Origin of the sequence: Rhizobium terricola, from assembly GCF_012927355.1 — a bacterium.
GTDB classification, from domain to species: Bacteria; Pseudomonadota; Alphaproteobacteria; order Rhizobiales; family Rhizobiaceae; genus Allorhizobium; species Allorhizobium terricola.
In genome coordinates this window covers 1065182-1084034 of record NZ_JABBGK010000002.1, presented here as the reverse complement: position 1 = coordinate 1084034, position 18853 = coordinate 1065182, and the positions used below count along the sequence as shown (strand labels likewise).

16 protein-coding genes are annotated in these 18853 nt (G+C 62.4%); 11 read left to right on the top strand and 5 right to left on the bottom strand.

What is annotated here, in order from left to right; genetic code table 11:
- The first annotated feature begins 37 nt into the window (after positions 1-37).
- Together HHL25_RS15050 and HHL25_RS15045 are read left to right on the top strand one after the other, a co-directional pair.
- The gene (locus HHL25_RS15050) at positions 38-829 is read left to right on the top strand and encodes an IclR family transcriptional regulator (protein ID WP_169592684.1); all 792 of its coding nucleotides are present in this window, start codon (positions 38-40) and stop codon (positions 827-829) included.
- A gap of 72 nt (positions 830-901) precedes the next feature.
- Complete coding sequence (locus HHL25_RS15045) at positions 902-1735, top strand: amidohydrolase family protein (protein WP_169592681.1); 834 nt, start codon at positions 902-904, stop codon at positions 1733-1735.
- 21 nt (positions 1736-1756) lie between these two features.
- Here the strand turns inward: HHL25_RS15045 and HHL25_RS15040 are convergent, their stop codons facing one another.
- The 5 genes from HHL25_RS15040 to HHL25_RS15020 all read right to left on the bottom strand — a co-directional run bounded on the left by HHL25_RS15040 (position 1757) and on the right by HHL25_RS15020 (position 9720).
- Entirely contained in the window at positions 1757-2107 is a 351-nt protein-coding gene (locus tag HHL25_RS15040; protein WP_246701805.1) for a YnfA family protein, read from the bottom strand.
- A 63-nt stretch (positions 2108-2170) separates the two neighbouring features.
- Positions 2171-3307, bottom strand: coding sequence for an extracellular solute-binding protein (locus HHL25_RS15035; protein WP_169592678.1), 1137 nt, complete (start codon positions 3305-3307; stop codon positions 2171-2173).
- On the bottom strand, positions 3307-4464 hold the full coding sequence (locus HHL25_RS15030) for a CaiB/BaiF CoA transferase family protein (protein WP_169592675.1): 1158 nt from the start codon (positions 4462-4464) through the stop codon (positions 3307-3309). The genes HHL25_RS15035 and HHL25_RS15030 overlap by 1 nt, the downstream gene beginning before the upstream one ends.
- A gap of 184 nt (positions 4465-4648) precedes the next feature.
- Positions 4649-7087, bottom strand: coding sequence for a hypothetical protein (locus HHL25_RS15025; protein WP_169592671.1), 2439 nt, complete (start codon positions 7085-7087; stop codon positions 4649-4651).
- The gene (locus HHL25_RS15020; RefSeq protein ID WP_169592667.1) at positions 7084-9720 is read right to left on the bottom strand and encodes a hypothetical protein; all 2637 of its coding nucleotides are present in this window, start codon (positions 9718-9720) and stop codon (positions 7084-7086) included. Before HHL25_RS15020 ends, HHL25_RS15025 begins: the two co-directional genes overlap by 4 nt.
- 213 nt (positions 9721-9933) lie before the next feature.
- Between HHL25_RS15020 and HHL25_RS15015 the strand changes: the two genes are divergently transcribed.
- The 9 genes from HHL25_RS15015 to HHL25_RS14975 all read left to right on the top strand — a co-directional run bounded on the left by HHL25_RS15015 (position 9934) and on the right by HHL25_RS14975 (position 18814).
- The gene (locus HHL25_RS15015) at positions 9934-10224 is read left to right on the top strand and encodes a YARHG domain-containing protein (protein WP_246701804.1); all 291 of its coding nucleotides are present in this window, start codon (positions 9934-9936) and stop codon (positions 10222-10224) included.
- A 167-nt stretch (positions 10225-10391) separates the two neighbouring features.
- Positions 10392-11183: a DeoR/GlpR family DNA-binding transcription regulator gene (locus HHL25_RS15010; protein ID WP_169592663.1), complete on the top strand. Its 792-nt coding sequence runs from the start codon at positions 10392-10394 to the stop codon at positions 11181-11183.
- Between the two features lie 106 nt (positions 11184-11289).
- Positions 11290-12798, top strand: coding sequence for a glycerol-3-phosphate dehydrogenase (gene glpD / locus HHL25_RS15005; RefSeq protein WP_169592659.1), 1509 nt, complete (start codon positions 11290-11292; stop codon positions 12796-12798).
- Positions 12799-12852: 54 nt separating this feature from the next.
- On the top strand, positions 12853-13932 hold the full coding sequence (locus HHL25_RS15000) for an ABC transporter ATP-binding protein (protein WP_169592656.1): 1080 nt from the start codon (positions 12853-12855) through the stop codon (positions 13930-13932).
- A 12-nt stretch (positions 13933-13944) separates the two neighbouring features.
- Positions 13945-15015 carry an ABC transporter ATP-binding protein gene (locus tag HHL25_RS14995; protein ID WP_169592652.1) on the top strand — a complete coding sequence of 357 codons (1071 nt, stop codon included), beginning with the start codon at positions 13945-13947 and terminating at the stop codon, positions 15013-15015.
- Between the two features lie 2 nt (positions 15016-15017).
- On the top strand, positions 15018-15887 hold the full coding sequence (locus HHL25_RS14990; RefSeq protein WP_169592649.1) for a carbohydrate ABC transporter permease: 870 nt from the start codon (positions 15018-15020) through the stop codon (positions 15885-15887).
- 12 nt (positions 15888-15899) lie between these two features.
- Complete coding sequence (locus HHL25_RS14985) at positions 15900-16712, top strand: carbohydrate ABC transporter permease (protein WP_169592645.1); 813 nt, start codon at positions 15900-15902, stop codon at positions 16710-16712.
- A gap of 16 nt (positions 16713-16728) precedes the next feature.
- Positions 16729-17010 carry a DUF2160 domain-containing protein gene (locus HHL25_RS14980; protein ID WP_169592641.1) on the top strand — a complete coding sequence of 94 codons (282 nt, stop codon included), beginning with the start codon at positions 16729-16731 and terminating at the stop codon, positions 17008-17010.
- Positions 17011-17092: 82 nt separating this feature from the next.
- On the top strand, positions 17093-18814 hold the full coding sequence (locus HHL25_RS14975; RefSeq protein ID WP_169592638.1) for an ABC transporter substrate-binding protein: 1722 nt from the start codon (positions 17093-17095) through the stop codon (positions 18812-18814).
- Positions 18815-18853: the final 39 nt, after the last annotated feature.

Here is an 18853-nt window from a genome sequence, read left to right as displayed (position 1 = left end):
TATATGAACGAGTTGTTTTACTGAAGGGGGCTTAAGCGTGACGGAAGACGACAACGACCGCTATCGTGCGCCGGCGCTCGACAAGGGACTCGACATTCTCGAACTCCTGGCCGCTGTCGATGGTGGCCTGACGCAGGCGGAGATCGCCAAGCGCCTCGATCGCAGCACCAACGAGTTCTATCGCATGCTGGACCGCCTGGTGAAGCGCGGCTACGTGACCCGCATCGACGGCGACCGCTTCGCCTTGACGCTCAAGCTGTTCGGCCTCGCCCAGCTGCACGCTCCCGTGCGCCGGCTGGCATCCTTCGCCATTCCCCTGATGCGCGAGCTCGCCGAGGCCTCCCGTCAGGCAAACCAGCTCGTCGTGTTCGATCGCGGCTATCCGGTGGTGATCGCCCAGCAGGAGGCGCCGGGATACTGGGGTATCTCCATCCGCGTCGGGTCGCGGATCAGCCTGTTCGACACCGGCTCCGGCCACGTGCTGCTCGCCTTCCACACCAAGGAGGAACGCGAGATGATGATCGCCGAAAACCTCGGCAGCAGTGGCGATCATGCCAAGGTCACGCCGGAATTCCTGTCGCGCCTCGACCAGATCCGCAACCGTGGCTACGAAATGATGCCCAGCGCCCAGACGGCGGGTGTGATCAACCTGTCCGCGCCCGTGCTCGGGGCCGACGGCAAGGCGATCGCGGCGCTGACCGTGCCCTATATCACGCTCATCAATACGCCGGGCGCGCCGGATATCACCAACAGCATCCACCTTGTGGTCGAGACCACGCGCAAGCTGTCGGAAATGGCCGGCTCTGACTTCAAGTCCGAAGGGTCTTGATCGCTAAAAATCCGTATTTGAATGAACGCTTCTTCTGTGGCAGGTTTCCGTCCTCTCAAGGAGGAGGCCTGCATGATTGTCGATACCCATCTGCACCTGATCTACCGTGACCGGCTGGCCTATCCCTGGCTGTCGTCCGTGCCTCCGCTTGACGCTGATTTCACCTATGACGCCTACCAGCGCGAAGCCCGTCGCCTGGGGATCGTTTCGACCTTGCATATGGAAGTCGATGTCGCACCGGACCGGATCGAGGACGAAACCGACCTCATCGCCGGACTGGCCGCCGAAACGGGTAGCCTGCTTGTCGGCGCGATCGCCTCCTGCCGGCCGGAGGAGCCGGGTTTTGCCGCCTATCTCGATCGGACCCGTGCCAATCGCCTCGTCAAGGGCTTCCGACGCGTGCTGCATGTGATGCCGGACGACCTGTCCGAGGGCGCGCTTTTCCGCGAAAACATCGGGCGGCTTGGCGATTTCGGCCTGACTTTCGACCTCTGCGTTCTGCCGCACCAGATCGGGAAGGCGGCCGCCCTTGCCGATCTCGCCCCCGATGTCTCCTTCGTTCTCGATCACTGCGGGGTACCGGACATCAAGGGTGGCAGGTTCGACGCCTGGAGCGGACCGCTTTCCGAGATCGCCCGCAGGCCGAATGTGACGGTCAAGCTTTCGGGCCTGCCGGCCTATGGTGCCGAGAACTGGACGCTGGAGCACCTGAAGCCCTATTTCGCCCATGTCGCGGAGAGCTTCGGTTTCGATCGCATGATCTGGGGCAGCGACTGGCCGGTCTGCACCCTCGGCGGCGGGCTCTCGACCTGGGTCGGGACCACCCATGCGCTGCTGTCTGGCGTCAGCCTTGAGGAGAAGGCGAGGGTTCTCTCCGGCAACGCGCGCGCGCTCTGGAAGCTCTGAAATCGAGGCCTGAGGCTTTCCTCAGGCGGCGCGGGGCGCAAACAGGATGATTGCCGCGCCGGCAAGCGCAAGCCCTGAGCCTGTCACGTCCCAGCGGTCCGGCATCTGGCCTTCGATCAGCCACAGCCACACCAGCGAAGCAAGAATGTAGACGCCGCCATAGGCCGCGTAGGCACGGCCGGCGGCCTCGCTCGGCACCAGCGTCAGAAGTCCCGCGAAGGCAACCAACAGGGCAGCGCCGGGCATCAGCCAGAGCGCGGATTTGTCGAGCTTCAGCCAGGCCCAGAAGGCAAAACAGCCGGCGATTTCACAGAATGCTGCCGCCGCATAGATCGCGCCGGTGGAAAATATGGGATGCATCGATGCCACCATGTTGAGGGTCACCCATGGTGGCATCGATTGACGGCTGGATCCAGCCTTGGACAGGCTTGACTGTCAGGCCTCGACGCTCTGCACGAACCGCTCGTTGAGCCGCGCAATGGCGGCCTTTACGGCGATCGATCCCGTGACGGCATCGTTGATGATGTGCGAGGCTTCTTCCTGGAACGGCATGTAGCCGTTGTGCCGCGGGCGAAGCCAGGCGCCTTCGAGTGTGGCCCGGGTGCCCCGGTAGAAGTCCAGCGTTGCCGCATTGGCGCCGTCGTCCTCCCAGCCTGCCGCATGGCCGGGCTGGCCGCCCGTGCGCCAGTAGCGATCCGCCTGGACGGGGCCGCTGGCGATCCAGTAGGCAAAGTCGATTGCCGCTTCAGGCTCCTTCGAAAAGGCCGAGACGGCAATGCCCGTGCCGCCGAGTGCCGAGCCGACGGGACCGCGTTCCCCGATCGTCGCGATGTCGGTGAAGCTGATGCGTCGGTCTCGAAAACCCGCCAGTGCGTAGCTGACATAACCATAGATCAGCGGGGTGACGGCGATCGGCGAATCTGCCGCGCCCATCCGGTCGAACACAGCGATCGGATCCATGGTCAGGCAGGCCGGGTCGATGAGGAGAGCCAGTTCACGGATCATCTCCAGTGCGCAAGCACCGGCCTCGGGGTCGGCGAAGGGGGCTTCCCCAGTTACCGAGCAGGGATGGCCGAGGTTCCCCGTCAGCGTAAAGAAGCTCATCAGCGAATGCGGTGGCCGAAGCGGCAGCAGGACGCGGCCCTCGCGTGCAAGCTCCAGAACCTCTGCCCAGCGGGTCGGCGCAGCCCCGATGAGATCGGGGCGCCAGGCAAGCACCTGCGTCGCGGCATCGATCGGGAAGGCCCATTGGCGGCCCTGCCAGTTGTAGCTCGGGAAGGAGAGGCCGACCGTCCCAGCGGACAGGGCTGCAAACGCGGTCTCGCGCCCCGGTACATCGAGCGGTGCGAGGCAGCCCTCGGCGGTGATCTGGCCGACATGCGGATGGTCGATCACGATCAGGTCATACTGGCGGGCCAGTTCCTCGACCGGAAAGCTCTCGAAATCCTGCAGCGAGCGCTTGTCCCACGCGACCGTGACGCCGGTCTTCTTCAGCCAGTCGGCTGAGCAGGCGACCATAGGGTCGTAGCCCCGGGGGTGGCTCCAGGTCATGCCTTTGAGAATTTTGCCCATTACGCGAACTCCGCTCTGATCTTTGCCGTATGCTCACCGACAAGCGGTGCCGCGCGTCCGCCATAGGGACGCTTGCCATCGACGCGTACCGGGCAGCGGGTGGTGCCGATGGCCACGTCGTCCTCGCGTGTCACGGTCTGCAGCATGTCCAGCAGGCGGAAACCCTCGCTTTCCAGCAGTTCCGGCCATTCCAGCACCTTCGAGCACCAGATGTCGGCCGGCTCGAGGATCGACAGCCAGTGCTCGACGGTCTCGGTGGCGATGTGGTTGGCGATGATCGTCTTGATCTCGTCGCGCCGGGTGAACCAGGATTTCGTGTCGTCGCGGAAAGGAGCAAGCGCCTCGATGCCGAGAAGGTCCTGCAGCCGGCCGATCGGCGTCATGGCGATTGCAAGATAACCGTTCTTCGCCGGATAGACGCCGTAGGGCGCGGAAAGATAGGCATTCGCATTACGGAACGACGAGCGCTTGGGAAGTCGCTTCCCGTCATTGAGGTGGGTGGTGAGGAGCTCGAACTGGAGGTCCACGAGGCTCTCAAGCAGGCTGGTCTGCACATGGGCACCCTTGCCCGACATGCCACGGCGGACCAGCGCCGCCAGGATTGCCTGGCAGGTATTCGCGCCGGCGAGCATGTCGGCGATCGAAAGGCCGAGCGGAACCGGTCCCTGGTCTTCGTCGCCATTCAGCCACATGACCCCGGAGCGGGCCTGCGCCAGCAGGTCCTGGCCGGGGCGCATCACCCAGGGACCTTCCTCGCCATAACCGGAGATCGAGGCATAGACGATCCGCGGATTGATCGCCTTCACGGCCTCGTAGTCGAGGCCGAGGCGTTCGATCACGCCGGGGCGGAAATTCTGGATCATCACGTCGGCCTCAGCCAGGAGCTTGCGCAGGAATGCCAGGTCGTCGGGGTTCTTGAGGTCGATGCCGAGGCTTTCCTTGCCGCGGTTGATCGCATGGAAAAGTGTGGAGTCGCCGCCGACCTCGGTGTCCGAAAGATAGAGCCTGCGGGAAAGGTCGCCGCCATCCGGGCGTTCGATCTTGATGACGCGTGCACCGAGATCCAGCAGTCTGAGCGAACAGTAGGGTCCCGACAGGAACTGGCTCATATCGACGACCGTCAGGCCCGCGAGCAACGGGCCGGCATCATCCTGCATGTCATTCTCCTCCCATGACCGCCGAGGCGGCATTCATCCCTTCCGCCGGTCGCGATCGGATGATGGATGCGGCGGAGAATTCTTATTTGAATTTATCTTTCACATATGGGTGATTTTGACAAGGGCAAAGTTGTCCAGTCGCTCGCAGGGCGAGCAGCCGGATCAGTGGACGGATGTGGAAGCTTCACTCGACCAGGGCGCCGAGCTCGGACATGAACTTGTCGGGATCGAAAGCCGCATCGTCGTCCAGGTACCAGCGACGGTCGGCAGTCATGTTCGCCGGTGTCGCCAGCCCGCGGGTGATCTTGCTGATGGAAAGTGCCGTGCCTTCGCCCTCGCTTGGGGCATGGGCCAGGACCGTACCGTAGAGCTGGTAGCCGACGCCGACCGGCATCTCGGAGCAAAGTACGGGGCCATCGGGAATACGCAGGCAGATATGTCTGTCGGCGATGTCTATGTCCAACCGACCGTGCCAATGCTGGTCGAACCAGGCGATCGGGAAGCGTCTGACGCGGTCATTGTACACTGAACCGTGGACCTGCAGCAGATAGCTGCCGAGGTCGTCGCGTCGCGACAGGACCAGCCATGCCTGGTGGCCGGGCCACATCTCCACCACCTTGTCGCTCTGCAGCGCCACGACGAAGGTTCGGGTTGCCTTCGGATCGACCGTGAGGCCTAGCCTCACCGGCGTTTCCCGCGCCCGTGGATCGAGGGTCACCAACGGTTCTGCTGAGAGCAGACCCGTCTTCCCCCAGCTGTTGCCGGGCGGAACATCGATCTTCAGTGCTCCGTCGGCATAGGAGGCAAAACTGTCGAAATTGCCGCCGGCCGTTGCTGCAGGTTCGAAGAGGGGGGTCGGCTCGCCTTCGAAGATGGTCGTGACAGGAAGCGGTTCGATGCCCGCCGGCGGACCTTCCGGTTCGGGTTTATCGGAATAGTGACGCGTGACCGTGATCGATCGAAGCACCAGCTGGGTGGGCAGGTTTGCGTCCGCGGCATGGGAAAAGGCATAGATGCGGAACCCCGTGCCGCTCGCCAGCAGTGACCATGGCCGTTCCGCCAGCACCCTGCCGTCGATCTCGACGGAAATCTTGCCCGGCTTCAGCACGAAGCTGACCTTTTCCGGCGCGTCGGGCTTCAGCACGTCCTTCCAGAAATCGTTCTCCCCGTGCGGGTCCACATGGAATTCAGATCTCACGGATGCGCCGTCCGGCTGGCGGATCCAGTAGAAACGCGCATCGGGATTTCCCGGCTCGTTGCCGGGGACCCCACCCCAGCCGGGCTCGGCGAGTGCAAAGCCGAAGCCGCTGGTCCGTGTCGGATCAAGCGTGAAATCGACCCTGACCTCCGCGTCGTCGTGGAACTGGTCGAGCCAGACCAGCGGGTCGGGGCTGAGCAGGCCCACCTTGCCCCAGCCGCTGTTTGCCGGCACGTCGACGACGAGGGCGCCGTCCTTGTAGGTTGCCTGTTGATCGAACACGCCGCCATGCGCCTGATGCGGGATGAAGAGCTTGCTCTCGGTTCCGTCGAACAGGACCTCTTCCGTCGGTGCGCGCCAGCTGTCGAGAGCCACGCTCTGCACCGGCTCCGCGACCGGTTCCGCCGTCGAAGGCTGTTCATCGACGAGGATTTCGTCGTTCGGCATCTCGTCGGGTAAGACATCCTCGGAAGCCTCCGGACCGGGTGATGCGTCATTCGTTCCGGGCCCGACCTCGTTTGTGAAGTCCTGCCATTCGACCGAGAAGAAGCCCTGCCAGCCGACACCTTCATTGGTCGACCACGTCTTGTCACTCGATGTCCGAAGCCTGTAGGAGCCGGCGGGAATTGGCGTATTGATCTCCGCCAGCCAATAGGCGTTCGGCACTCCGCCCTGTCCCGGTTCGCCGATCGCCTGCCAGGGGCCGAGCCGTTCGCCCTGCTCGTTGATCAGGGAGATCGTTCCCGGCTGTTTGCCGTGCCCGTTGTTCCAGTGATAGGTGCGCAATCTGAGAAGCTGGATCGGCCGTGCGATGTTGATCATTGTCGGCACCCGGGGGCCGTTCGCCACGGCATCGATGTTGCCGAGTTCGAAACGCTGCGGCGGCCCGAGGGCGGGCGAGTCCGACTGTAGCTGGTCGTTGGCCTCGCCGTCGCCGATCTCGATGGAGGCGAAGATGTCCCAGATCAGTTGCTTGCGTGCCTTCCAGTCGGCTTGAGGCATCCAGCCGATGACCTTGACCACCTTTCCGGGGATGACGGCGGCGAAGGTGAGGGTGATGCCCTGCACGCCGTCTTCATCCCAGAGCCATTGCTCGACCGACGCGCGATGGCCGGAATAGTTGCGCGGCGCGAGCTTCTGCGTCCCGCCGCCCTCCTCGCTGCTGCCGGAGGATGTATCCTCGACGGCGATGGCCACCGTTGCCCCGAGGCCGGGCGATGGGGCGGGCTCGTCATAATGCGGATTGTCATCTGCCGGGCCGTCGCGGCGCGTCCAGTCGGCCGGAACCCGAAGCGAAAGCGGGCCGACGGCGACGATCTGAGTAGGGTTCTGGCCAAGGGCATTGCCGCTCGCCGTCAGCACTCCGAGGAAGACCAGAAGGACAGCGGCGAACCGGTGAAGGAGGGAGCGAGGATGTGGTCTCATGGTTGCCCCTTCAGCTGTGCGAATTCATCCGCGCTGATCAAGCCCTTGGCCCGCGCTTCCGCCGCCCAGCTCGCGATATTTTCCTTCGACATGGCCGCCGTCGCGTTGCGGATGATTTCCTGCCGGTTCTTAAGGAAATCATCGCCCGAAAGCCGGCCGTTCTTCAGCCCGTCATTCAGCTTGCTCAGTGCCGCCTCCTGCCAGCCCGGCCCGCTGCCGGTGAGAGCCTTGACCTCGGCAAGCACCTTGGCCCCCTGTTCCGCCCGATAGGTTGCTCCGCCGACCTTTTCCATGGTCTCGAACATCGAGGCCATGTCGCCGACCGCCTTCTGCGGCGACGAGCCGATTGCCTCGAGCATGGACTCGGCCTGCTTGGCCGTCACCTTCATGTCCTTGACCTGTTGGAAGATGTCCATCGCCGCCTGCAGTTGCGGCGGAACCGCCGCGCCCTTCATGCCATACTGTTCGAGGCGGGAGAGGATGAGGTCGTTATACTGCTTGCTGGCCTGACGCATGCCTTCTGCCATGTTGCGCGCCTGCTCGGCGGGATCGGTCGCGTTCGTCGCGCGATCGAACCAGACCTTGGACTTGTAGGTCACGGTGTCACGGACGTCCTCGACCCGGGTAATCGTCGGCTTGATGCCCTTGTCGAGGAAGTCGCCGAGCTGCACTTCTCCTGGATTGTAGGCTTCCGCATGCCATTTCGACGTCACCGTCTGGTCCATCGTCTCATGGGCATAGTCGTGGATCGCCTTGGTGTCCGGCACACCATCCTTGGTCAGCGGAAGCGGTTCCTTGCGGGTCGTCTTCCAGAAATTCTGTTCATAGGCTGTCTCGCTGACCTTGTGATCGATGTCAAAGCGACGCCCGTCCGGCGCGACGACCTCGAAGGTCACGTCGCGGTCCCGACCGAAGCTGGTGAGGCCGTCTTCCGGCCGCTTGTTGGTGATGGTTTTCACCTCGATCTTGAAGTCGTCGAGCGAAAGGTTGTTGTTCTTGGCATAGGTGGCCATGTCATTGCGCAGCTTTTCCGCCGCTTTGGGATCGATGCCGAGTTGCTGAGCAACGACCTTCGTATCGCCGGAACTGCCGAGCAGTTTCTTGAGATCGCTTCCCGCCCCGGCATCGGCCGACTTGTACCAGCCTTCGACCGCCTGCTTGGCCTGCTTGCGCAGATCGTCCGGTATCGCCTTGTCGTTGATGAGGGCCTGGGCTGTCTTGTTGGCCTGCAACTCGCGCAGGGCCTGTTGGTAGGCGTCCGATCCCGGTTCGGCTTGCTTGAGCTTGTCGATCAGGGCGGCGGCCTGCTTGCGATCACGCTCGACGGCGGCGATGTCGAGGGCCCCGGTGCCGCTGCTTTCGAACTTCCTGGCGGCGTCGTCGGCCTTTGCTTTCAAGGCATCTGTCGCGGCTTTTCTCTGTTGGATGAAAGCCTTTTCCGCAGCCTCCGCCGCCTCGTCGATCGCCTTGCCGCTGCGTCCGACCGCCTTGGCGGCCACGGCCTTCGCGTTCGCCGACCCGAGCGTCACGGCGACCTCGCCGACATCATCGACCAGTTTCGAAGCGGCCTTGGAACTCGCCATCAGCTTCTCGAGCCCCAGCGGGCCGGCAATCGCCGCAAACCGCAGCATCGCATCGAAGGCGGTGACCTGGTCACCGGAAAGCGTCCAGTCGCCCTTGCCGGCCAGGTAACCGGCCACCGCGATGAGATCCATCGTGTCGCCGACGATCGGAATGGCTGACAGCACGTCCTCGACCATTTTCTGGTTCCCGGCAATCTCGTCGAGAGCCCCTTCCGCCGCGATCTGAAGCCCCGACTCGTACTTGCCCAGCGCGCCGGACATCTGTCGGACGCCCTCGAAGATCGCCTTCGGATCTCCGCCCTCGAGCAACCCGATGAAGCGCCTGTCCCATTTCTCCAGCATGGATTTCCGCCAGGCATCGAGCGATGCCGCATCCGATGCCGGCGGTGCTGCGAGCCCCAGGGACTCCCAGAATCCGGGCAGCGCGCCAGGTTGATCGAGCTGCATGATCCGCTTGCGCATCATCGCATTGAACTGCTCGAGCTTGTTCATCGGATAGCCCTTCAAGCGAAGGGCCGTCAGGTTCTTGGCCAGCAGCTTTTCATAGTCCGAAACTGCAGACTCCGGCCCTTTCTGTGCCTTTGCCGCCTCGATTGCCTTGGCGGCCTCCGCCTGCTTCTGTTTGTCGCGTATCGTTTTCACTTCGCCGATCAGGACATCGACGATCGATGAACCGTCCTCGTAGCGCTGGGAGGCAATACAGGTCGACCATGTCGCCGGATCGTTGGGCAGCGGTTCGTCCCACTCGCCGAAGCCTGAAAAATGGCATTTGCCGTCACGGTAGCTGACGCCCACATGGCCGGCCCGCCACATGGTCGAACAGAGACAGGCGTAGAAATCGACGGGCGGCTGTCGTCCGGCCCGTTCGAGCAAGGCGTCGAGCTTGGCCTTGTTGAGGAGGGCGAGCCGTTCCTCGATACGCTTGCGGACCGCCGCATCCGGATCGGTCTGGTCGCTGGTCTCCTGGGCCATGGCGGTTGTGAGAAGCGACATCAGCAGTGCCGCGCCAAGAGCGAAGACCGAAAGTCGAATTCCAGAAGACTGCGCCATCAGACCCTCCCCCGCAGGCTCTTCAGTAGAGCGCGCAGGTGCCTTCGCCGGCATTGACTTGCGTCAAGTATGTCGTTGGTCTTTCGGCGTGGGACCGGGTGGAGCGCAGTCACGTTCATGCGACCATCGTGCAAGCCGGATATTGACGCAGGTCAATTGCGGTCATCCGGCAAGTGATAGACTTTCAACAGTTAAACAGGAGAGGACATTGCGATGGGGTACAGAAGCACGATTGCGGCGACGATATTTGTCGTGGTGCCGATGGTGGTGGGAATGGGGTCGCTCGGTGAAGTCTATGCCCAGGACTATGACGGAATGAGCTGCGAGCAGCTTTGGTACGAGCGCAACGCGATTTACGCGGCCAAGGGCTACTGCTTCAAGACGCAGCGTGCCCGCAACGTCTTCGGCCGCGGTTGCTTTCCGCCCTATGGCAAGCTGACCCCGGGCGAGCAGCGCCGCGTCAGCAACATCGAGCAGTGGGAAGTCTACCAGGGCTGTAAGTAGTCCGGGTTGCCGGTCTCCGATCGGCAGAGGTTTTGGCGGGGGCCACTCCCCGGGACGCAGATCGGCGGCCCGGGGAGTTTTCGTTTGCGGTCCCGAGAATGTGCCTATTGCCCGGTTTTCATTTTTGCCTAGGATGAAAGAAAACGAAAAGAAGAGGGAGGAGCCAGATGCTGTTTACCAGCCGCCAGGCCGAAATCATGGCACTTGCCAAGGCGGAAGGACGCGTGCTCGTCGACGAACTGGCCACGCGTTTCGCCGTCACGCCGCAGACGATCCGCAAGGACCTGAACGATCTGTGCGACGGCAAGGCTCTTACGCGTATTCATGGCGGCGCGATTTTTCCGACCGGCAACGAGAACGTCAAGTATGAGGCGCGCCGGTCCATGGCTGCCCCGGAAAAGCAGGCGATCGGTCGGGCGGCGGCGGCCCTCATCCCCGACAATTCCTCCCTCTTCATCAATATAGGCACGACGACCGAGGCCGTGGGTGAAGCCCTGACTGACCATAAAGAGCTGATGGTCATTACGAACAACATAAATGTTGCCAACAGGTTGCGCGTCTTCCCGTCGATCGAGGTGGTGATCGCGGGCGGTGTCGTCCGCGGCTCCGACGGCGGTATCGTCGGCGAAGCTGCCGTCGATTTCATCCGGCAGTTCAAGGTTGATTTCGCCGTGATCGGTGTTTCGGCGATCGACGAGGACGGTGCGCTGCTCGACTTCGACTACCGCGAAGTGAAAGTCGCCCAGGCGATCATCGCTAATGCGCGTCATGTCATCCTGGTGTCCGACGCATCGAAGTTCGAGCGCACCGCGCCGGTGCGGATCGGCCATATTTCCCAAGTGCATACCTTCATCACCGACCATTGTCCCGTGGAGTCCATCCGCCGGATCTGTGCGGAAAACGACGTGCATCTTCTGGAGACGCGCGATGGCGATGGCGGCATCAGGGACGATCGCTAGTCGCTTCCGTGAATCTTCGTTTGACATTCGATTTGGTTTCGATTTAGATGATCTCACTTTCGCAATTGCGTAAAATTGTGCAATGCGAAAAGGGGAGCGGGAGCGAATGCAGGTCGATCAGGTTTTCGACGTCTTTGTCATCGGGGGCGGCATCAACGGCTGCGGCATTGCGCGTGACGCCGTCGGCCGCGGCTACAGCGTTGCGCTGGCCGAGATGAAGGACTTCGCCGCCGGCACGTCCTCCGGGGCGACCAAGCTTATCCATGGCGGCCTGCGTTATCTCGAATACTACGAGTTCCGTCTCGTGCGCGAAGCCTTGATGGAGCGCGAAGTGCTTTGGGCGATGGCGCCCCATGTCATCTGGCCGCTGCGGTTCGTCCTTCCCTATCAGAAGGGCGGTATTCGTCCCGCCTGGCTGATCCGCCTCGGCTTGTTCCTTTATGATCACCTCGGTGGTCGCAAACTCCTTCCGGCGACGAAAACCCTCGATTTGCGCCGCGATCCGGCCGGCAAGCCGCTGAAGCCTGAATTTTCCAAGGCTTTCGAGTATTCCGACGGCTGGGTCGATGACGCGCGCATGGTCGTGCTGAACGCGCGCGATGCCGCCGACCGTGGGGCAACGATCCTTGACCGCAAGCGTGTGACGTCCGCCCGTCGCGAAGATGGTCTCTGGACGGTGGTCGTCTCGGACGAGGCTTCGGGCGAAATGCAGACGTACAAGGCCCGCATGCTGGTCAACGCCGCGGGGCCGTGGGTCGACCAGGTTCTCGCGGGCACTCTCGGCCGCAACAACGTTCACAATGTCCGCCTGGTTCAGGGCAGTCATATCGTGGTGAAGAAGAAGTTCTCCGATCCGCGCGCCTATTTCTTCCAGAACCCCGACAACCGGATCATTTTCGCGATTCCCTACGAAAAGGACTTCACGCTCATCGGCACGACGGATCGTGACTATACGGACGATCCGAAAAATGTGAAAATAAGCGAAGAAGAGATCGCGTATCTGTGCAATGCTGCCAGCGAATATTTCGCTGAGCCGGTTCGCCGGGAAGATATCGTCTGGAGCTATTCGGCCGTGCGTCCGCTCTACGACGATGGTGCATCGAAAGCCCAGGAAGCCACCCGTGACTACGTTCTGAAGCTGGATCGTGTCGCAGAGGATGCGCCGCTTCTCAATGTCTTCGGCGGGAAACTGACCACTTATCGGCGTCTTGCCGAACATGCGCTGGAGAAGATCGGCGAGGCGATCGGCGTGAAGGGCGGTTCCTGGACGGGGACGAGCAGACTGCCGGGGGGAGATTTCGGCGCGACGACTTACCCCGCCGAAGTCGACAAGCTGATCCGTGTCTGTCCGTTCCTGGAGCGGCGGCATGCCGAGCGGCTGGTCCGCTGCTATGGCACGGACGCGCAGAGGATCGTCGGCAATGCGAAGCGTGCCGAAGAGCTCGGGCGGCATTTTGGCGGAACGCTCTTCGAGTGCGAGGTGCGCTGGCTGATCGAGCGGGAATGGGCTCGCAGCGCCGAAGACGTGCTCTGGCGCCGCACGAAACAGGGTTTGTATCTGACGGCCGGGGAGGCCGCGGAACTCGAAAACTACATGGCAGCCGCCGCCCGCTGAGCGCGCGCAGCCGCTTTAGAATAGCCGAAGGTTCGGAGGAGGCCTAAGGAATAGATGCTTGAATTGCGCAATGTCTCGAAGATGGTTGCCGGCGAATATCATATTCGTCCGACCGATCTCGTCTTGCAGCGAGGGTCGCTGAACGTCCTGCTCGGGCCGACGCTGTCCGGCAAGACCTCGCTGATGCGCCTGATGGCGGGCCTCGACAAGCCGACCGCCGGATCGATTCATTTCGACGGCGTCGACGTGACCGGGATGCCTGTCCAGAAGCGCAATGTCGCGATGGTCTACCAGCAGTTCATCAATTACCCGGCATTGACCGTTTACGAGAACATTGCCTCGCCGATGCGGATTGCCGGCAAGGATGCCGCGACCATCGATCGCGAAGTCAAGAAGGCCGCCGATCTCCTCAAGCTCACGCCCTATCTCGAACGCACGCCGCTCAACCTCTCCGGCGGCCAGCAGCAGCGGACTGCGCTGGCGCGCGCCATCGTCAAGAACGCCAATCTCGTTCTTCTCGACGAACCGCTCGCCAATCTCGATTACAAGCTTCGCGAAGAGCTTCGCGAAGAGTTGCCGAAGATCTTCGCCCAGTCGGGCGCGATCTTCGTCTACGCGACCACCGAGCCCTCCGAAGCGCTCCTCCTCGGCGGCAATACCGCGACGCTCAGCGAAGGGTCGGTGACCCAGTTCGACGAGACCATTCGCGTCTATCGCCACCCGGTCGACCTGCTGACCGCTCGCACCTTCGCCGATCCGCCGCTTAACACGATCGAGCTGGTCAAGGCCGACGGTCAGTTCCTGCTGGCCGGGCGCCCGATCCTGCCGGTGCCCGCCCATCTCGCCGCGGTCGCCGATGGTCCGCTGACGGTTGGCTTCCAGCCGCATCATCTCCATCTATCGCGCAACGACCATGCGACGACGGGCCTCGTCGCCCGCACGCTGGTGTCCGAGATCGCCGGTTCGGAGAGCTTCGTGCATCTTCAGTTTGCGGATGCGCGTTGGGTCATGTTGGCCCACGGCATTCACGACATCGACCCCGATCACGAGATCGAAGTGTTCATCGACACGCGCCACCTGATGGCGTTCGGCCCGGACGGACGTGCGCTCGCCGACGTCCCGGCGGCGGTGTGAGGGGGAAAGACCATGGCTCGCATCAACCTCGATCATATCCGCCACGCCTACAGCCCGAAAGCCAAGGCGGCCGGTGACTACGCCCTCAAGGAAGTCCACCACGAATGGGCCGACGGCGGAGCCTATGCGCTGCTTGGCCCCTCAGGCTGCGGCAAGACAACGCTCCTGAACATCATCTCCGGCCTCATCCACCCCTCGGACGGCCGCATCCTGTTCGACGGTGTCGACGTTACCGCGCTCGCCACCCAGGCCCGCAACATCGCCCAGGTCTTCCAGTTCCCGGTCGTCTACGACACCATGACGGTCTACGATAACCTTGCTTTCCCGCTGCGCAACCGTCACGTGCCGGAAGCCGAAGTCGACCGGCGCGTCCGGGAAATCCTCGAGATGACGGATCTCGCGCGCATGGCGACGAAACGCGCTCAGGGGCTGACCGCGGACCAGAAGCAGAAGATCTCGCTTGGACGCGGTCTGGTCCGTGCCGACGTCAACGCCATCCTGTTCGATGAACCGCTGACCGTCATCGACCCGCACATGAAGTGGGTCCTGCGGTCGCAGCTGAAGCGGCTGCACCGCCAGTCCGGCTTCACCATGGTCTACGTCACCCACGACCAGACCGAGGCGCTCACCTTCGCCGACAAGGTCGTCGTCATGTATGACGGCCAGATCGTCCAGATCGGCACGCCGGCGGAGCTGTTCGAACGCCCGAGCCACACCTTCGTCGGCTACTTCATCGGTTCGCCAGGCATGAACCTCATGCCGGCTGTCGTCCAGGGCTCGGCCGCGGTTGTCGGCGACCAGTCAATTGCGCTTGCCGCAGCTCCGAAGATCGCCGCCGGCGCCAGGGTCGAACTCGGCATTCGGCCGGAATTCGTCCGCCTCGGCCGCGAAGGCATGCCCGTCCGGATCACCAAGGTCGAAGACATCGGTCGCCAGAAGATTGTTCGCACCGTCTTCTGCGGCCATCCGCTTTCGGTCGTCGTGCCCGAGGATGCGGAGATCCCGGGCGAGGCGCGTGTCACTTTCGAGAGCCAGGCGATCGGCATCTATGCCGACAGCTGGCGCGTCGGGCAGGAGGGCTGACGATGGAAAAGACCTTCAACAACAAGGCCTGGTTCCTGGTTCTGCCGGTTCTGCTGCTGGTCGCCTTTTCGGCGGTCATTCCGCTGATGACCGTGGTCAACTATTCTGTCCAGGATACCTTCGGCAACAACGAGTTCTTCTGGGCCGGCACCGACTGGTTCCTCGAGATCCTCAATTCCGATCGCTTCTGGGATGCGCTGGTACGCAACCTGATCTTCTCGATGGTGATCCTCGCCATCGAGGTGCCGCTCGGCATCCTGATTGCCCTCAACATGCCGAAGACGGGCCTCGGCGTGCCGGTCTGTCTCGTCCTGATGGCCCTGCCGCTGCTCATTCCGTGGAACGTGGTCGGCACCATCTGGCAGGTTTTCGGCCGCGTCGACATCGGTTTTCTCGGCCACTATCTGACGGTTCTTGGCGTCGACTACAACTACACGCAGGACCCCGTCGATGCCTGGGTGACGGTCATCGTCATGGATGTCTGGCACTGGACCAGCCTCGTCGTGCTGCTGTGCTATGCGGGCCTCGTCTCTATCCCGGACGCCTATTACCAGGCCGCCAAGATCGACGGCGCTTCGCGCTGGTCGGTGTTCCGCTTCATCCAGCTGCCGAAGATGAAGCGCGTGCTTCTGATCGCCGTGCTGCTGCGCTTCATGGACTCCTTCATGATCTACACCGAGCCCTTCGTCGTCACCGGCGGCGGGCCGGGCAATTCCACCACCTTCCTGTCGATCGACCTCGTCAAGATGGCGGTCGGTCAGTTCGACCTCGGTCCGGCGGCCGCGATGTCGATCATCTACTTCCTGATCATCCTTTTGCTGTCTTGGGTGTTCTACACCGTCATGACCAGCCACGACGCCCAGGCCAAGTAAGGGAGAACGAAGATGAACCACGACAAGAGCCGCTTCTCCTTCCTGATCCCGACGATCTACATCCTTTTTCTCGTCCTGCCGATCTATTGGCTGGTCAACATGAGCTTCAAGGAAAACAACGAGATCCTTGGCGCCTTCTCGCTCTGGCCGCAGAACCCGACGCTTCGGAACTACACGGTGATCTTCACCGATCCGTCCTGGTACAACGGCTACATCAACTCGATCATCTATGTGGCGCTGAACACGGTGATCTCGGTGGCGGCAGCCCTACCGGCAGCCTACGCTTTCTCGCGCTATCGCTTCCTCGGCGACAAGCACCTGTTCTTCTGGCTCTTGACCAACCGCATGGCGCCGCCGGCCGTATTCGCTTTGCCTTTCTTCCAGCTCTACTCGGCCTTCGGCCTGATCGACACGCACATCGCGGTCGCCATTGCCCACTGCCTGTTCAACGTTCCGCTGGCGGTCTGGATTCTGGAAGGCTTCATGTCGGGCGTGCCGAAGGAGATCGACGAAACGGCCTATATCGACGGTTATTCCTTCCCGAAGTTCTTCGTGAAGATCTTCATGCCGCTGATCGCTTCCGGCATCGGCGTTGCCGCCTTCTTCTGCTTCATGTTCTCGTGGGTCGAGCTGCTCATTGCCCGCACCCTGACCACGACCGACGCCAAGCCGATCGCCGCCACCATGACCCGAACGGTTTCGGCTTCCGGCATGGATTGGGGCGTACTGGCGGCAGCCGGCGTGCTGACCATTATCCCGGGCGCCTTGGTCATCTATTTCGTCCGCAACTACATCGCCAAGGGCTTTGCCCTGGGTCGCGTCTGAGAGAGGGAGGCTCAAGATGGACTTCTCGTGGATGGCATGGACGCTGCCGACGGCGCTGTTCTTCGGCGGCATCTTCACCCTGATCGCCGGCATGGCGGTCTGGGAATACTTCTCGCCGGGCGGCAATCCCCGCATCGGCATCCTTCGGTTCGAAACGACGCGAGGCGACCGCCTGTTTATCTCGCTGCTCGGATCGGCCTTCATTCACCTCGCATGGCTGGGACTGGGAGGTCCTAGCCTGTGGTGGGCTCTCGCCTTGTCGGTGGTCTACGCGATCGGCGTATTCCGCTTCGTCTAAGGCAAGAAAAATGGATGGCGGGTCGCGCCCGTCGTCCTTCAGTGCAAAGAGACTGCAATCGCAAACCCTTGGGAGGAAAACCATGCGAAAGCACCTTTTGACGACGACTGCAGCCATGCTGCTGGCGATGACCGGCTCCGCATTTGCCGGTATGGACGAAGCAAAACAGTTCCTGGACAAGGAAGTCGGCGACATGTCGACGCTCACACGCGCCGACCAGGAAAAGGAAATGCAGTGGTTCGTCGATGCGGCGAAGCCTTTTGCCGGCATGGAAATCAAGGTGGTCTCTGAAACCATCACCACCCATGAATATGAATCGAAGGTTCTGGCTCCGGCCTTCACCGCGATCACCGGCATCAAGATCACCCACGACCTGATCGGCGAAGGCGACGTCGTCGAAAAGCTGCAGACGCAGATGCAGTCGGGCGAAAACGTCTACGACGCCTATGTCAACGACTCGGACCTGATCGGCACGCATTGGCGCTACCAGCAGGCCCGCTCGCTCACCAAGTGGATGGCAAACGAAGGCAAGGACGTCACCAATCCCGGCCTCGACCTCAACGACTTCATCGGCCTGAAGTTCACCACCGCTCCGGACGGCGATCTCTACCAGCTGCCCGACCAGCAGTTCGCCAACCTCTACTGGTTCCGCTACGACTGGTTCAACGACGAGAAGAACAAGGCCGACTTCAAGGCCAAGTACGGCTATGACCTCGGCGTTCCGGTCAACTGGTCCGCTTACGAGGACATCGCCGAGTTCTTCACCGGCCGCGAGATCGACGGCAAGAAGGTCTATGGTCACATGGACTACGGCAAGAAGGACCCGTCGCTTGGCTGGCGCTTCACCGACGCCTGGCTGTCCATGGCCGGCAACGGCGACAAGGGCCTGCCGAACGGTCTTCCGGTCGACGAGTGGGGCATCAAGGTTGACGAAAACTCGCGTCCGGTCGGCTCCTGCGTCGCCCGCGGCGGCGATACCAACGGCCCCGCCTCGGTCTACGCCATCCAGAAGTACCTCGACTGGCTGAAGGCCTATGCTCCGGCCGCCGCCAACGGCATGACCTTCTCGGAATCCGGCCCGGTTCCGTCGCAGGGCGAAATCGCCCAGCAGATGTTCATGTACACCGCGTTTACCGCCGACCTCGTCAAGGATGGCCTGCCGGTGGTCAACGCTGACGGTACGCCGAAGTGGCGTTTCGCGCCGTCGCCGCATGGCGTCTACTGGAAGGACGGCATGAAGCTCGGTTATCAGGACGTGGGTTCCTGGACGCTCCTGAAGTCCACTCCGGACGATCGCGCGAAGGCGGCCTGGCTCTATGCCCAGTTCGTCACCTCGAAGACGGTTGACGTCAAGAAGAGCCATGTCGGTCTGACGCTGACCCGCGAGTCGACCATCCAGCATCAGAGCTTCACCGACCGCGCTCCGAAGCTCGGCGGCCTGATCGAGTTCTATCGTTCGCCGGCTCGCGTCCAGTGGTCGCCGACCGGCACGAACGTTCCGGACTATCCGAAGCTGGCCCAGCTGTGGTGGCAGGCGATCGGCGACGCATCCTCGGGTGCGAAAACCGCGCAGGAAGCCATGGACTCGCTTTGCGCCGAGCAGGAAAAGGTCCTGCAGCGCCTCGAACGCGCCGGCGTTCAGGGCGACATCGGTCCGAAGCTCGCCGAGGAGCATGACCTCGAGTACTGGAACAAGGATGCGGTCGCAAAGGGCAACCTTGCTCCGCAGCTGAAGGTCGAGAACGAGAAGGAAAAGCCGATGACCGTCAACTATGACGAACTGGTCAAGAGCTGGCAGAAGTAATCGTCCCTCGTTAGCATGACAAAGGACCGGGGCGCGAAC